11 protein-coding genes and 2 pseudogenes are annotated in these 14,510 nt (G+C 62.5%); 10 read left to right on the top strand and 3 right to left on the bottom strand.

Annotated features, from left to right (window positions below; translation table 11 throughout):
• The first annotated feature begins 79 nt into the window (after window positions 1-79).
• The 5 genes and pseudogenes from AB4N92_RS00155 to AB4N92_RS00135 all read left to right on the top strand — a co-directional run bounded on the left by AB4N92_RS00155 (window position 80) and on the right by AB4N92_RS00135 (window position 5,563).
• Window positions 80-988 (top strand): LysR family transcriptional regulator, encoded by a 909-nt coding sequence (locus AB4N92_RS00155; protein WP_010209712.1) that lies wholly within the window; start codon window positions 80-82, stop codon window positions 986-988.
• 423 nt (window positions 989-1,411) lie between these two features.
• The gene (locus AB4N92_RS00150; RefSeq protein ID WP_010209713.1) at window positions 1,412-2,002 is read left to right on the top strand and encodes an antibiotic biosynthesis monooxygenase; all 591 of its coding nucleotides are present in this window, start codon (window positions 1,412-1,414) and stop codon (window positions 2,000-2,002) included.
• Window positions 1,999-3,836: pseudogene (locus tag AB4N92_RS00145) on the top strand (amidohydrolase). Before AB4N92_RS00150 ends, AB4N92_RS00145 begins: the two are co-directional and overlap by 4 nt.
• A 29-nt stretch (window positions 3,837-3,865) precedes the next feature.
• Window positions 3,866-4,483: an isochorismate family cysteine hydrolase YcaC gene (ycaC, locus tag AB4N92_RS00140; RefSeq protein WP_010209715.1), complete on the top strand. Its 618-nt coding sequence runs from the start codon at window positions 3,866-3,868 to the stop codon at window positions 4,481-4,483.
• A gap of 198 nt (window positions 4,484-4,681) precedes the next feature.
• On the top strand, window positions 4,682-5,563 hold the full coding sequence (locus AB4N92_RS00135; protein WP_010209717.1) for a LysR family transcriptional regulator: 882 nt from the start codon (window positions 4,682-4,684) through the stop codon (window positions 5,561-5,563).
• On the opposite strand, the gene AB4N92_RS00130 is transcribed toward AB4N92_RS00135, so the two are convergent.
• On the bottom strand, window positions 5,550-6,587 hold the full coding sequence (locus AB4N92_RS00130; RefSeq protein ID WP_044287338.1) for an AraC family transcriptional regulator: 1,038 nt from the start codon (window positions 6,585-6,587) through the stop codon (window positions 5,550-5,552). The two genes, AB4N92_RS00135 and AB4N92_RS00130, sit on opposite strands and share 14 nt — an antisense overlap.
• A 1-nt stretch (window position 6,588) precedes the next feature.
• Window positions 6,589-7,503: a GGDEF domain-containing protein gene (locus tag AB4N92_RS00125; protein WP_021492724.1), complete on the bottom strand. Its 915-nt coding sequence runs from the start codon at window positions 7,501-7,503 to the stop codon at window positions 6,589-6,591.
• 381 nt (window positions 7,504-7,884) lie between these two features.
• On the opposite strand from AB4N92_RS00125, the gene AB4N92_RS00120 reads away from it, so the two are divergent.
• The 5 genes from AB4N92_RS00120 to AB4N92_RS00100 all read left to right on the top strand — a co-directional run bounded on the left by AB4N92_RS00120 (window position 7,885) and on the right by AB4N92_RS00100 (window position 14,318).
• Window positions 7,885-10,398: a TonB-dependent receptor gene (locus AB4N92_RS00120; protein ID WP_236267459.1), complete on the top strand. Its 2,514-nt coding sequence runs from the start codon at window positions 7,885-7,887 to the stop codon at window positions 10,396-10,398.
• Between the two features lie 65 nt (window positions 10,399-10,463).
• Window positions 10,464-12,329, top strand: coding sequence for a phytase (locus AB4N92_RS00115; RefSeq protein ID WP_047540957.1), 1,866 nt, complete (start codon window positions 10,464-10,466; stop codon window positions 12,327-12,329).
• A gap of 46 nt (window positions 12,330-12,375) precedes the next feature.
• Complete coding sequence (tolQ, locus tag AB4N92_RS00110) at window positions 12,376-13,068, top strand: protein TolQ (protein ID WP_010209725.1); 693 nt, start codon at window positions 12,376-12,378, stop codon at window positions 13,066-13,068.
• Window positions 13,069-13,083: 15 nt separating this feature from the next.
• Window positions 13,084-13,530, top strand: a complete 447-nt coding sequence (gene tolR / locus AB4N92_RS00105) for a protein TolR (RefSeq protein WP_021492721.1) — start codon at window positions 13,084-13,086, stop codon at window positions 13,528-13,530.
• Window positions 13,527-14,318, top strand: coding sequence for an energy transducer TonB (locus AB4N92_RS00100; RefSeq protein WP_236267461.1), 792 nt, complete (start codon window positions 13,527-13,529; stop codon window positions 14,316-14,318). The genes tolR and AB4N92_RS00100 overlap by 4 nt, the downstream gene beginning before the upstream one ends.
• 68 nt (window positions 14,319-14,386) lie before the next feature.
• Here AB4N92_RS00100 and AB4N92_RS00095 read toward each other — a convergent pair.
• Window positions 14,387-14,509, bottom strand: a pseudogene (locus AB4N92_RS00095) (dihydrofolate reductase); the annotation flags it as partial.
• Window position 14,510 lies beyond the last annotated feature (1 nt).

The following is a 14,510-nucleotide window of genomic DNA, read 5'->3' as shown; positions in this document are numbered from 1 at the left end:
AAAGACAGCACAGGCATGCAATGCAGGGCGCTTTTCCCATGCTTATCTGTAGGCTTGCCAACCGTTTGGACATGCCCCTATGAACCGCAACGACCTGCGCCGCGTCGACATGAACCTGCTGGTGATTTTCGAAGCGCTGATGTTCGAGAAGAACCTGACCCGTGTCGCCGAAAAGCTCTTTATGGGGCAGCCGGCGGTGAGTGCGGCCTTGGGGCGTCTGCGCGATCTGTTCGACGACCCGTTGCTGCTGCGTAATGGGCGGGGCATGGAGCCCACGCCACGCGCCGTGGCGATACTCAAGGAGTTGCAACCGGCCATGGACACTATTTCCGGCGCCGTCAGCCGTGCCAAGGATTTCGACCCTTCTACCAGTTGTGCGGTGTTCCGCATCGGCCTCTCGGACGACGCTGAATTTGGCCTGTTCCCACCCCTGCTTAGTCAACTGCGCGAGGAGGCCCCAGGGATAATCGTGGTGGTTCGCCGGGCTAATTACCTCTTGATGTCGTCGTTGCTGGCCAGTGGGGAGATCACGGTAGGGGTGAGCTACACCACCGAGTTGCCGGCGAATGCCAAGCGCAAGAAACTGCGGGACATTCCGTGCAAGGTCTTGCGTGGGGATGACGGTGCTGCACCGCTGACCTTGGATGACTACTGTGAGCGCCCCCATGCGATGGTGTCGTTTTCCGGGGATTTGAGCGGCAACATTGACCTGGACCTTGCGCGCATCGGCCGGGCGCGGCGGGTGGTGTTGGCCGTGCCGCAGTTCAGCGGATTGCGGGCGCTGTTGGCGGGCACCCAGATTATCGCGACGGTGCCCGATTATGCGGCGTGTGCGTTGACCGAAGGCACCGCCTTGCGCGCGGAGGACCCGCCGTTCGCCATCGACGCGGCGGAGTTGTCGATGGTGTGGAGTGGGGTGCATGACAATGATCCGGCGGAACGCTGGTTGCGGGCGCGGATTGGGGAGCATATGGCGCGGGTGGTTTGATCTTTTGAGTCCATATCCATTTCTGCGGTAACGACTGCTATTGGTTCCGCCCTTGCGCACGCTCCAAAGCCTGCGTTCGGTCAGCGTGTTTTACGGGGGCGCCGAAGATCAAAAACCAAAGCGCGGCAGTCTTATAGCCGACCGGTATTCTGTGGTCGAACTCGGTCAAAAACTGTGGGAGCGGGCTTGCTCGCGAATGCGGTGGGTCAGTTACAGATATATCAACTGACCCACCGCATTCGCGAGCAAGCCCGCTCCCACATTTGGGTCTGCCTCTATCAGCCGATATCTTGCTGCTCTTGATCTGGCTGTTGATCGTGATCTCGGGCAACCCCACCAAACAGCACGTACATCCAATTTTCCCCACCGCACCCCCGGCAAACTCCCCCTCATCGCTGAAACATCAAGGCAGAGGGACATCCCATGGACCCAGCAGCAAAACCCGGCCCCGACGAAGTCGTCACCCTCGTCGTCAAACACCTGATCAAACAAGGCCATGAAGCCGACTACGAAGCCTGGCTACGCCGCATCGTGCGCATCGCCGGCGACCGTCCTGGCCACCTCGGTGTCGACGTAGTGCGCAGCAAGCAGGGCAAACTGGCACTGTTCACCTGCATATTGCGCTACCGCTCCACCGACGACCTTGAAACCTGGCTCGACTCTCCCGAACGCAAGACCTTGATCGCCGAAGCCACTCCGATGCTGGCCGAAGGCGACAACACCGAAATCGGCGCGGTTAACGAATTCTGGTTCAACCCCGAATCTGAAAACGCCGCCAAGCCGCCGCGTTGGAAACAGGCGGTGGTCACCTTGTGCGTCATCCTGCCGCTGACCCTGCTGGTACCCATCGTGTGGGGCCCGGTATTGCGCCTGCACCCGTTCCTGTCCAACTACGTGGTCGCCACGTTCCTGGTCACCGTGACTATCGTTGTGCTGGTGGTCTACCTGCTGATGCCGGCGGCCACCCGCCTGTTCGCTCCCTGGCTTGAAGCCTCTGTAAAGGAAACCCTATGAACGCCGATCTGATTCTGTTCAATGGCCAGTTCCACACTGTGGACCGTGAAAACCCACGCGCCACTGCCGTCGCGATCCGCGAGGGGCGCTTTGTCGCCGTGGGCAGTGACGGTGAAGCCATGGCCCTGCGCGGCAGTGGCACCCAGGTCATCGACCTCAAGGGCCGTACCGTCATCCCCGGCCTCAATGACTCCCACTTGCACCTGATCCGTGGCGGCTTGAACTACAACCTCGAACTACGCTGGGAAGGCGTGCCGTCCCTGGCCGATGCCCTGCGTATGCTCAAGGACCAGGCCGACCGTACGCCAACCCCGCAATGGGTGCGCGTGGTGGGGGGTGGAACGAGTTCCAGTTCGCCGAAAAACGCATGCCGACCCTGGAAGAGTTGAACCAGGCAGCGCCCGATACGCCGGTGTTCGTGCTGCACCTGTACGACCGCGCCTTGCTCAACCGTGCTGCGCTGCGCGTGGCCGGCTACACCAAGGACACGCCAAACCCGCCGGGTGGCGAGATCGTGCGTGACAGCCACGGCAACCCTACCGGCATGCTGGTGGCCCGTCCCAACGCGATGATCCTGTATTCGACGCTCGCCAAAGGCCCGAAACTGCCGCTGGAATACCAGGTCAACTCGACTCGCCAGTTCATGCGTGAACTCAATCGCCTGGGCCTGACCAGCGCCATTGATGCCGGCGGCGGTTTCCAGAATTATCCGGACGATTACGCAGTGATCGAGCAACTGGCCAAGGACGAACAGTTGACGGTGCGTATCGCCTACAACCTGTTCACCCAGAAGCCCAAGGAAGAACTCAGCGACTTCAAGCAGTGGACCGGCAGCGTCACCCTGCACCAGGGCGATGACTACCTGCGCCACAACGGCGCGGGCGAGATGCTGGTGTTCTCGGCGGCAGACTTTGAAGACTTCCTTGAGCCACGCCCGGATTTGCCGTTGAGCATGGAGCAGGAGCTGGAGCCGGTGGTACGCCACCTGGTGGAGCAGCGCTGGCCGTTCCGCCTGCACGCGACCTATGACGAATCCATCTCGCGCATGCTCGACGTGTTCGAGAAGGTCAACCGCGACATCCCGTTTAACGGCTTGCCGTGGTTCTTCGACCACGCCGAAACCATCACCCCGAAAAATATCGAGCGTGTGCGCGCCCTCGGCGGGGGGATCGCGATCCAGGACCGCATGGCATTCCAGGGCGAGTACTTTGTCGAGCGCTACGGCGCCAAGGCCGCCGAAGCCACGCCGCCGATCAAGCGCATGCTCGCCGAAGGCGTGCCGGTCGGGGCGGGCACTGATGCCACGCGGGTGTCGAGCTACAACCCGTGGACTTCGTTGTACTGGATGGTCAGCGGCCGCACCGTCGGTGGCCTGGAACTGCACGCCGAGGGCCTGCCGCGCCTCACCGCGTTGGAGCTGTTCACCCATGGCAGCGCCTGGTTCTCGTCCGAGCAGGGCAAGAAGGGCCAGATCAAGGTCGGGCAGTTGGCCGACGTGGCGGCACTGTCGGCGGACTTCTTCAGCGTCGACGAAGAGGCCATCAAGTGGATCGAGTCGGTACTGACCGTGGTCGGTGGCAAGGTGGTCTACGGCGCCGGTGACTTCGAAGATTACGCACCGCCGCGCGTTCCGGTGCTGCCGGATTGGTCGCCGGTGGTCAAGGTGCCAGGGCACTGGCGCCCAAGCTCGCCCTTGCAGGCTCAGGTGCACCAATGCAGCGGCCCGTGCGGCGTGCATTCCCATAGCCATGAAAAGGCGCGCCTTTCCAGTGTGCCGGTCAGCGACTTCCAGGGTTTCTGGGGGGCGTTTGGCTGCTCGTGCTTTGCCTTCTGAATTCCATACATCCCTAAAGGAGTTACCCCATGCCTTACTCGCGCTTGAACAAAGATGACGCCGTGGTCCTGTTGGTCGATCACCAGACCGGCCTGATTTCTCTGGTACAGGACTTCTCCCCGAACGAATTCAAGAACAACGTGCTGGCGTTGGCTGACGTCGCCAAATTCTTCAACCTGCCGACCATCCTGACCACCAGTTTTGAAAGCGGTCCCAACGGTCCACTGGTTCCAGAGCTCAAAGCCCTGTTCCCGGACGCCCCGTACATCGCCCGCCCTGGCCAGATCAACGCCTGGGACAACGAAGATTTCGTCAAGGCGGTCAAGGCGACCGGCCGCAAGCAGATCATCATTGCCGGCGTGGTGACGGATGTGTGCGTCGCGTTCCCGACCCTGTGTGCCCTCGATGAAGGCTTTGAGGTGTTCGTGGTCACCGATGCCTCCGGTACCTTCAACGAAACCGTGCAACAAGCTGCCTGGGCGCGCATGACGGCCGCCGGTGCGCAACTGGTGAACTGGTTCGCCGTGGCCTGCGAGCTGCAAGTGGACTGGCGCAACGACATGGAAGGCCTGGCCAACCTGCTGTCGCCGCGCATTCCCAACTACCGCAACCTGATGAACAGCTACTCGGCGTTCACTGCCAAGTAACTAGCCTTCAAGGATGTAGGTAATTCCCTGTGGGAGGGGCTTGCTCCCGAATGCAGTGTGTCAGTCCCAGCATCTGTGACTGACCCACTGCATTCGGGAGCAGGCCCCCTCCCACATTTGTTCGTGTTTCCCTATTTTGGTTTGTGGCGTGCCCACTAAACCGCTATAAAAACCGCAAATGTCCACCGAGAAGCGACAATGAACCCCTTCGAAGACATGCGCCTGTTCTGCCAGGTCATGGAGTCCGGCAGTTTCACCGCCGCCGCCGAGCAATTGGGGCTGTCCAAGCAGTTCGTCAGCCGCCGCCTGATCCAACTGGAAGACCGCCTGGGCGTACGCCTGCTCAACCGTTCCACGCGCCGGCTGGACGTCACGCCACTCGGCCAGAGCTACTACGAGTCCGCCTTGCGCCTGCTCAGTGAAGTCGAGCAGGTGGAGCAGGGCATCGCCGGCCAGAACAGCGAACCCCGCGGTACCATTCGCCTGAGCGCGCCTTTGTCGTTTGCCATGGCCCACCTGGGTTGCCTGTTGCCGCTGTTCCTGCGGCGCTATCCCCAGGTCGCGGTGGAGGTGGACTTGAGCGACCGCCCCGTGGACCTGATCGGCGAAGGCTACGACCTGGTGCTGCGCATCGGCACCCTGGAAGACTCCACCTTGATTGCCCGTCGCATCGCCAGCATTCCCCGGGTGTACTGCGCCAGCCCCGACTACCTGGCCCTGCGCGGTACGCCGCATAAACCCGACGACCTCGCCGAACACGATTGCCTGCCCTACGGCCATGGTCGTCAGGTGCAGTGGCGCTTCAAGGGCAAGGTGCAGGCGCTGAACGTCAGCGGGCGCATGCGTGTGAACAACGGCGACCTGCTGCGCGACACGGCCATCGCCGGCCTGGGCGTGACCTACCTGCCGACCTTTATCGTCGGCGACGCGTTGAAGGACGGCCGCCTGGTCACCGTCCTCGACGAATTCGCCCCCGAGGCCCTGACCCTGTCAGCGGTTTACCCGCAACACCGGCAAGGCTCGCGGCCGGTGCAGGCACTGGTGGAGTTCCTGCGTGAACGCCTGGCTAGCGGCTGTTGAACAGCTGGCGGATCAGGTGGGGCGTGCTACCGGTCCAGCGCTTGAATGAACGGCGAAAGTTTGCCGCGTCGTTGAAGTTCAGGTACGCCGCCACTTCGTCATTGCTGTAACCCTTGACCTGATACAGGTGCAGCGCCACCTGCTTGCGCACACGGTCAACCTGCTGCTGAAAGCCGGTGGCATGTTTATGCAGCTTGCGCTTGAGGGTCGCCGGGCTCATGGCGAAGGCGTGCGCGGCCTGTTCCAGGCTTGGCGGCTGGCGCACCTGCTCGTGCAGGTAGTCGTAGAGACAATCAAGAAAACTGCTGGTGAAACCCAGCTGTTCGATCTGCTCGCGGGCGTGTTGGCGCGCGACTTGGCCTGCGGTGGCCGAGGCGCCGGGCCACGCGCGGATGAGGTGTTCGCGGGGGATGCTCAGCATGTCCAGCGGTCGCTCGAAACGCGTGTCTTCCCCCAGGTGCACCCAATACTGTTCGACATAACGCGGTTCGGCATGGCTGAAGCTGGCCGTCCACGGCAGGCGCTCGCCGCTGAGCCATTGGCTCATGGCAACCAGTGAGGTCATGCTGGCTTCGAGCAGGAAGCGCCAGTGTTCACCGGCGCCGCAACTGTCCAGCCAGTACAGGTAGGCGTGGTGCTCATCCAGCTCCAGTTGCAGGGTGACCAGCGGGCTGAGCAACACCTGTTGCTGGATCAGAATGTCCAGGGCCTGGTGCAGGTTCTGTGCATGACCCAACGCGTGGCTGGCGGCGCCGTAGTAGCCGGGCAACAGGCGTTGGCCAAACAGAAAACTGCTGTCATCCGCGTCCAGTAACTTGCGACTGTTGCCGATCAATCCGAGGAACTGCTGCGGGCTCAACCGCGCAGTGCCGGCCAGGATGTCTTCGTGGAACAAGCCGGTGCCGCGCAGCAGGCGATGGCTGTCGATGTCCCGGGACAGGGCCAGGTCGATCAGCGTGGCCGGTTGGTAGTGACCGGGAATAAAGCGGCTGTCGGCTTCGTACCAGCTGGTTTTGACGGCCATCTCAGGCGCTTTTCGCCAGGGGCTGCTTGGCCCTGGCCAGGGCCAGGTTGAGGCGCTTGAGCAGGTCGTGGGGCGGCTCGTTCAGGGCCATGACCACGGCAGTGGTCGCCGCCAGTTGCAGACGTTCACCGTGCAGCCGGGTTTTGTGGGCCAGGCCGCGCACTGCCTGTTGCAATTCCAGCGCCAGCGCCTTGGCCTGGCGCTCGCCGGTATTGGGCAGCAGCACCACAAACCGATCGCCGGCCAGGCGGCACAGCAGGTCCTGCCGGCGCAGGTTGAGCAACAACAAATGGCTGAGGGCCTGCAGCACCGCGTCGCCCTCGGCATGCCCGTAGGCCTGGTTGATGGCGGCGAAGTTGTCCAGGTCCAGAGCCAGCAGCGACAGGGGTTGTTGCTGGGTGTGGCTGTCCTGCAGGCTGTCGGCCAGCTGGCGCTTGAGGTAGTCGGCACCGGCCAAGGGGGTGAGTTTGTCGAACAGCCGATGCTCGCGAAACAACCGCTCGCGCTTTTCCATCTGCGCGCTGATCGCCAGTTGCTCGCGGTGCCAATGGTAGATGCCGATGGTCAGCAGGATCATGCCCACCGGCATTGGTCCGGATTCCAGCCAGTGGTCCCAGGTGATGCTGTCGGGCAGGCGGATGAATTCGTCGAGGCTGTCGATCCACCAGGAGAAAAAGATGCATGACAGGCCTAGCGCCAGGTAGTTGGTGACGCGCCCGGCGGGGCGGCTTTTCAGCACCAGGCCCAGCCAGACCAACGCCAACAGCGCGGAGCCGCCTTCGCCGACGATATCCAGCCACACCCATTCGCTGAAGCTTTTCAACTCGCCGCAGGCCAGGTGCAGGATCAGCCCGAGGTTGGCCGCGATCAGCAACAGGGAGAGTTTCCAGCGGTGGGGCTTGAGCACGGAAAACATGGCCGCGAGTCCTTGGGCAAATAAGCGATGGGCGCCAGCACAGCAGATGGATGTGACGGTTGCGTGACGGTGGGGAGGGGTCGAATCAGCTCATCCGTCCAGGCATTAAAAATCAAAAATGGGGGAGGGGGCTTGCCCCCGATAGCGGTGTGTCAGCGGAAAATCAGGTGACTGACCTACCGCCATCGAGGGCAAGCCCCCTCCCACAGTTGATCTTCACAGGTCATATCAGCTCATTTCACATCGAATCCCAGCGTAGAGCCCTTGTTTACGGGCCTTCACGCCACCCCTTGTCACAGAACCGTCATCCCCCACCCCTAGCGTGCCCTTCCAGTTGCCGGGCCTCTTGCCTGGCGCCAACGGATTCTTGGGGAGGATTGCATGTACAAGCGCACCGGGCTCGTCGGCTTCACGCTTACTGCCTTGGCCCTGGCAATTGCCAGCGAGCGGCTTTCGGCGGCCGAAGTGAGCAACACCGAGCACGTCGAAGTGGTCGGCCAGGCGGCAGCCATGGATCAGGCGCTCAAGGAGCAACGCAGCGCCGACAGCATCAAGAGCGTGGTGCATGCCGACGGCGTGGCCCAGTTGCCGGATGAAAACGTCGCCGAAGCGGCGCAGCGCCTGCCGGGTATCAGCGTGGAACGCGACCAGGGCGAAGGGCGCTTTGTCAGCGTGCGCGGCCTGGGCCCGGACCTCAACAGCGTGACCATCAACGGCACCCTGGTGCCCGCCCCGGAAAGCGCACGCCGCGCGGTGGCCCTCGATGTGCTGCCTTCGGAGCTGGTGCAGTCGCTGTCGGTGATCAAGACCCTCACCCCGGACATGGACGCCAACTCCCTCGGCGGCACCGTGGATGTGCAAAGCCTGTCGGCCTTCGACCACAAGGGCCTGTTCTACACCGGGAGCACCGAAGCCAGCTACGACAAGAACAGCCACCAGACCAGCCCGAAATTCTCCGGCGCTGCCAGCAACCGTTTCAGCCTCGGCGACGGCGTCGACAACTTCGGCGTGGCCGCCGCGCTCAGTTGGCAGAAGCGTGACTTCGGCTCGGACAACGTCGAGACCGGCGGCGCGTGGGATTTCACCCATGGCGCCAAGCTCAACGAATTCGAACAGCGCGACTACGACATCAGTCGAGAACGTGCCGGTGGCGGTCTGAACTTCGACTACAAACCCGATGACCTCAGCAGCTACTACCTGCGCACCCTCTACAGCAGCTACAAAGACACCGAGACCCGTAACGCCACCAGCATCGAATTTGCCGACCCACTCGCCGCCGGCGAACTGGGCGATGCCGAGGCCAAGCGCAAGCTGAAGAACCGCGAAGAGACCCAGAAAATCCAGTCCTATGTGTTCGGTGGCGAGCGCATGCTCGGCCTGTGGACCCTGAGTGGCCAGGCCGGCTACAGCCAATCCAGTGAAGACAGCCCGGCGCATATCGCCGGCGCCACGTTCGACGGCGGTGACTTTGCCAACAGTGGCTTCTACGACAAAGACACGCCACGCCCGATCATTGGCAGCGGCTTCTATGACGCACGCAACTTCACCCTCGACAAGGTCGACTGGGAAAAACAGAACACCAAGGACACCGAGAAAAACCTGCGCCTGGACCTGGCCCGCGACTACGACCTGAGCGGCTATACGTCCCAGGTGAAGTTCGGCGGCAAGGTCAGCCGTCGCAACAAGGACAACGACCTGGAAGCCTGGGTTTACAAAGACTTCGACACCCTCGGTTTTACCGACGATCAGCTCAACCTCAGCCAATTCCAGAAAAGCAACGTGGACTACCGCCTGGGCAACTACGGGCCAGGCATCAGCCCCAGCAGCATCAAACACCTGATCGGCAACCTCAACGCCGCAGACTTCTATGACGAGACTGAATCCCGGGTCAACGACTTCACCCTCCGTGAAGACATCAACGCCGGTTACCTGATGAACACTATCGATATCGACGACTGGCGCTTCATCGCCGGCCTGCGTTACGAAGGTACCGAGTTCGAAGCCAAGGGCACAGGCGCCACCGATGGCGTGTTCACGCCCACCGAGACCAAGCGCCGCTATCACCACTGGCTGCCGGGCCTGCATGCGCGCTACCAGATCGACAAGAACACCCAGGTGCGCGCGGCCTGGACCAAAGCCGTGGTGCGCCCGACCTTCGGCCAATTGGCGCCGGGGTTTGTCATTGACGATGACGAGGCCACCTTCGGCAACCCGGACCTCAAGCCCCTGGAATCGAGCAACCTCGACCTCGGCATCGAGCACTTCATGGGCCGCGCCGGCACCGTCTCGGCGTTTGTGTTCTACAAGGACATCAAGAACTTCGTCTACAACACCGACCTGGCCGGCAGCGGGGCCTGGGCCAACTTTTCCGAGGCGCATACCTATGCCAACGGTGACAGTGCCAAGCTCTACGGCCTGGAACTGGCCTACTCACAGAAATTCGATTGGCTGCCTGCACCGTGGAACGGCCTGCTGATCGGTGCCAATACCACGTTCAGCCGTTCCAGCGCCGACATCGAAGGCTTCGACAGCGCCAGCGGTTCGAATCGCAAACGCAACATCAGCCTGCCTAACCAGTCAGACACCGTCGGCAACCTGATGCTTGGCTGGGAAGACGACAAGCTCAGCCTGCGTCTGTCGGCCAACTACAAATCGGCCTACCTCTACGAGCTGGCCTCAATCAACGACAAGGCCCACGACCTGCACGTCGACGCCCAGACCTTCGTTGATTTCAGCGCGCGCTACTCACTGACCAAGAACCTGCAAGTCAGCTTCGAGGCCCAGAACCTTACCGATGAGTCGTACTTCGTCTACACCGGCCACCGCAGCTACAACGGCCAGTACGAAGAGTACGGCCCGACCTACAAGCTGGGCCTGACGTTCACCCACTTCTAACTCGCCATTTTTCCACTGTAGGCGCGAGCGAATTCGCTCCTGCACGACAAGGATTTTGATTGTTCATGAGAATGTCCAAGCTCTACCTAATGATGGTGTTGGCCGCGTGCTCGCCGGTCATGGCCGCCGACCTGGCGCTCACCCCTTGGGCGCCAAGCCTGAATGCTGACGCGGTGACTTTCCTGCCGGGCCGCACTGAGCGCCTGGCCGCCGGTACCCGCAACGGCCTGCAACTGCTCGACGGCAAAGGTGCCGAACTGGTCCGCTTCAACGGTAATTTCAGCAGCCTTGACACCCGCACCGCTGGCAACCAAGTGCTGGTTGCCAGCCTCGACAACGACCGCCAGCAAGCGCTGTTGGTGAACCTCGATGCCTCGGCTAAAACCTTCGGCAAACCGCTGTACCTGCCGACTCGCGACTACCCGGTCAATGGCCTGTGCCTGTTCCGCGACGCAGCCGCCAACCTCTTTGTGTTCCTGGTGGGAGACGAGGGCAAGGGTGAACAATGGCTGGTGGGCAATGGTTCGACGCTGTCAGGCGAGCCTCAGCGCGTGCGTGGTTTGCCACTGCCGCCGTCGGCACAGTTTTGCCAGGTGGATGATGCGACCCAGCAGTTGCTGGTCAATGAAGAAAACGTCGGCTGGTGGGCCTACCCGGCGCACCCGGAGGCGGAGGTGAAACGCACGCCGGTGGCGCTGTTTGACGCTCCCAAACGCGAGGCTGGCGCCATGGCGTTGGTGCCGGGTGGGCTGGTGACGCTGGACCCGAAGACTGCCCAACTGCATCTGTTTCAGCACACCGGCGAGCGTTGGGTGGAACAGGGCAGCCTGACGCTGCCGGGCCTGAAAGAACCGGAGCAACTGAGCGTCAACGGCCAGCAAGTGCTGGTGCGCGATGACGACACCGGTCGGCTCTACCAAGGCCAACTCGACTGGCAGCCCAAGCCTGTGGCCACCGAGTCGGTATTGGCGGAAGTCGCCGCTCTGCGCCAGACCGACCCGGTCGGTCGCCAGGGCGATGCGGCGGATGATCCCGCGATCTGGATTCACCCCGAACAACCGGCCCGCAGCCGCGTGCTCGGTACCAACAAAAAACACGGCCTGCTGGCCTATGACCTCGACGGCAAGCTGTTGCAGGAGCTTGCGGTCGGTCGCCTGAATAACGTTGACGTGCGCCCCAACTTCAAGCTCGGGGCGCAGACCGTCGACCTGGCCGTGGCCAGCAATCGTGATCACAACAGCCTGAGCCTGTTCAGCATCGACCGCCGCAGCGGCGAACTGCGCGAAGCCGGTGAAGTGCCGACGCCACTCAAGGAAATCTATGGCATTTGCCTGTTCCAGCCCGCCAGCGGTGAGATCTACGCGATTGCCAACGGCAAGGACGGCACCTTCCTTCAATACCGCCTGAGTGCACCGGACGGCCGGGTGCAGGGCGAGTTGGTGCGCCAGTTCAACGTCGACAGCCAACCCGAGGGCTGTGTGGCCGACGACCAGCGCCAGCGTTTGTTCATCGGTGAAGAAGACGTCGGCGTCTGGGCGGTGGATGCGCGTGCCGACCAACCGGCCACGCTCACCAGCGTGATCAAGGTCGGGCCGCAGCTGCATGCGGATGTCGAGGGCCTGGCGTTGTACCAGAGCGATGAACGCGACTACCTGGTGATCTCCAGCCAGGGCAATGACAGCTACCTGGTGCTGGATGCCGAGCCACCGTTCGCCATGCACGGTGCCTTTCGCGTCGGCCTGAATGCGGCGGCAGGGATCGATGGCGCTTCCGAAACCGACGGCCTGGAAGTCACTGCCATCAACCTTGGCGGCCCCTGGAGCAAAGGCCTGCTGGTGGTGCAGGACGGGCGCAAGCGCATGCCCGAACAGACCCAGAACTTCAAGTTCGTGCCCTGGGCCGACGTGACCCGCGCGTTGAAATTGCCGTAGGCGTCATCACCCGGTCATCACTTTTTAATCGAATAGGAGCTTAACCATGCACGCGACGATGGAACATATGACGATCTGGGGCTTGATCAGTGACGCCAGCCTGTTGGTCAAGGCAGTGATGGTCACATTGCTGCTGGCGTCCTTGCTCAGTTGGTACCTGATCATCCAGCGCGCCAGTGTCCTGCGACGCCTGGAGCGGCAGTTGAAAGGTTTTGTGCTGCGCTTTCGGGCTGCGCCTGACTTGCAGCCGCTGTACCGCGAAACCGTGCAGGCGGGCGAGGGTGGCGTTGCGCCGATCTTTATCGCGGGGGTGCAGGAATATCAGCACCTGCAGGGCCACGACCCGGCGGTGCTGGAAGGTGTCGAGCGCGCGCTGCAGGTGGCGATCACCGAGCAGGAAATCGAGCTGGAAAAGGGTCTGCAATTCCTCGCGACTGTGGGTTCGGTCAGCCCCTACATCGGCTTGTTCGGCACGGTGTGGGGCATCATGAATTCCTTTATCGGTTTGTCCCAGGTGCAACAGGCCACGTTGTCGACGGTAGCGCCGGGCATCGCCGAGGCATTGATCGCCACTGCCATCGGCCTGTTCGCGGCCATCCCGGCGGTGATCGCCTACAACCGTTTCGCGGCACGTGGGCAGACCTTGCTGACCCGCTACTACGCCTTCGGTAACGAACTGCAAGTGCGTCTGCACCGCACCCTGCGCGGTACGCCGATCAACCTGGCCGTGGCCGCCTGAACAAGGAGCAAACCGATGTTGACCAGGCCACAACGCAAGCACGGGCCCAAGGCGGAGATGAACGTGGTGCCTTACATCGACGTGATGCTGGTGCTGCTGGTGATCTTCATGGTCACCGCCCCGATGTTGACCCAGGGCGTGAAAATCGAGCTGCCCAAGGTCGCCGCCGAGGCACTGGCGAGCGACACGCGCCAGCAGATCCTCACGCTGTCGGTCAAGGCTGACGGCGGCTACTACTGGAACCTGGGCGGCGAACTCGACACCACGCACCAGACCGACAGCGCCGTGACCCTGGATGAAATGGGCGCCAAAGTCACGCAGGTGGTGGCGGCGCGCAGCGACACCCAGGTGTACATCCGCGCCGATGACAACGCCGGATACGGCAAGGTCGTGGCGGCCATGGCGGTGTTGCAGAAGGGTGGTGTAAGCAACCTGGGGCTGGTGACCGAGGCCCCGCAATGACGGCGATGATCATGCACAGTCCGCTGCTGACGATGGCGCCCCCGGCGTTTTCCGGGCTCTGGAGAAACAGCTTGGCGGCCAGCCTCGCGGTGGCGCTGCATGTGGGGGTGCTGGCGGCGCTGATGCTGGGTTGGTCGACGGAAGCACCCACGCTGGAAGCGCCAAGGGTGATGCATACCCAGTTGGTGATAATGCCGCCAGCGCCAGCGCCAGTGCCAGTGCCAGTGCCTGAGCCGGCGGCGGTCGCAGCGCCTGCGCCGGAGCCTGTCGTGGTTCCCGTGCCGGCGAAACCGGTCGTTGATCCACAGGTCCAGGCACAAAAACTGGAAAAAGCCGCGTTGGCGCGCAAGCGGGTTGAGGAAAGGAAGCTGGAGCAGCAACAGCAACAGCAACAGCAACAGCAACGCCAGGCCGCTGAACAACGCAACCGCGAGCTGGAGCAGCAGCGTCTGGCCCAGGAGCGCCTCGCCGCTGAACGCGCACGCCCTGCAGCCCCGGCCGCTGCGCCGGCATTCGACAGCCGCCAGTACCAACCCTTGAGCAAGGAGGCGCCGGACTATCCGGAGCGTGCCCTGGACAAGAACATTGAAGGCGATTGTTCGGTGGAGTACACCGTCAACACCCTGGGCCGCGTGGAAAACCCCAGGGTGCTGGACGGCTGCCACCCACTGTTCATGCGGCCTTCCCTGGCGGCGGCGAATACCTTCCGCTACCAACCGAGAGTGGTGGACGGCAAGGCAGTAGCGGTGCCGGCGGTGCGCAACACCTTCCACTACCGCATCAAATAATCCTAGATTTTTACCGCGTTAGGCGTTGGCGAGATTCGCCAGTTCGGAGCTCGCCGCATACCGCTCCAGATCTCATTGCGGCTGTTGGTGGAAATCGCCGACGTACGCGGCGACAACCTCACGCTCGGGTGGGTATACAAAGGATGCCCATCCCGCAACGCCTCGTGATTCAGCAACCCGCCCCGCGCGATC

Source organism: Pseudomonas sp. S3_A09, from assembly GCF_054668065.1.
Note: the sequence above shows the minus strand (reverse complement) of the source record. Positions and strands in the feature narration are given on the sequence as shown.

Bases quoted from the DNA above. Each gene is read 5' to 3' on its own strand.
- AB4N92_RS00155 (WP_010209712.1), top strand. From the start codon at position 80: ATGAACCGCAACGACCTGCGCCGCGTCGACATGAACCTGCTGGTGATT.
- AB4N92_RS00150 (WP_010209713.1), top strand. From the start codon at position 1,412: ATGGACCCAGCAGCAAAACCCGGCCCCGACGAAGTCGTCACCCTCGTC.
- ycaC (WP_010209715.1), top strand. From the start codon at position 3,866: ATGCCTTACTCGCGCTTGAACAAAGATGACGCCGTGGTCCTGTTGGTC.
- AB4N92_RS00135 (WP_010209717.1), top strand. From the start codon at position 4,682: ATGAACCCCTTCGAAGACATGCGCCTGTTCTGCCAGGTCATGGAGTCC.
- AB4N92_RS00130 (WP_044287338.1), bottom strand. From the start codon at position 6,587: ATGGCCGTCAAAACCAGCTGGTACGAAGCCGACAGCCGCTTTATTCCC.
- AB4N92_RS00125 (WP_021492724.1), bottom strand. From the start codon at position 7,503: ATGTTTTCCGTGCTCAAGCCCCACCGCTGGAAACTCTCCCTGTTGCTG.
- AB4N92_RS00120 (WP_236267459.1), top strand. From the start codon at position 7,885: ATGTACAAGCGCACCGGGCTCGTCGGCTTCACGCTTACTGCCTTGGCC.
- AB4N92_RS00115 (WP_047540957.1), top strand. From the start codon at position 10,464: ATGAGAATGTCCAAGCTCTACCTAATGATGGTGTTGGCCGCGTGCTCG.
- tolQ (WP_010209725.1), top strand. From the start codon at position 12,376: ATGCACGCGACGATGGAACATATGACGATCTGGGGCTTGATCAGTGAC.
- tolR (WP_021492721.1), top strand. From the start codon at position 13,084: ATGTTGACCAGGCCACAACGCAAGCACGGGCCCAAGGCGGAGATGAAC.
- AB4N92_RS00100 (WP_236267461.1), top strand. From the start codon at position 13,527: ATGACGGCGATGATCATGCACAGTCCGCTGCTGACGATGGCGCCCCCG.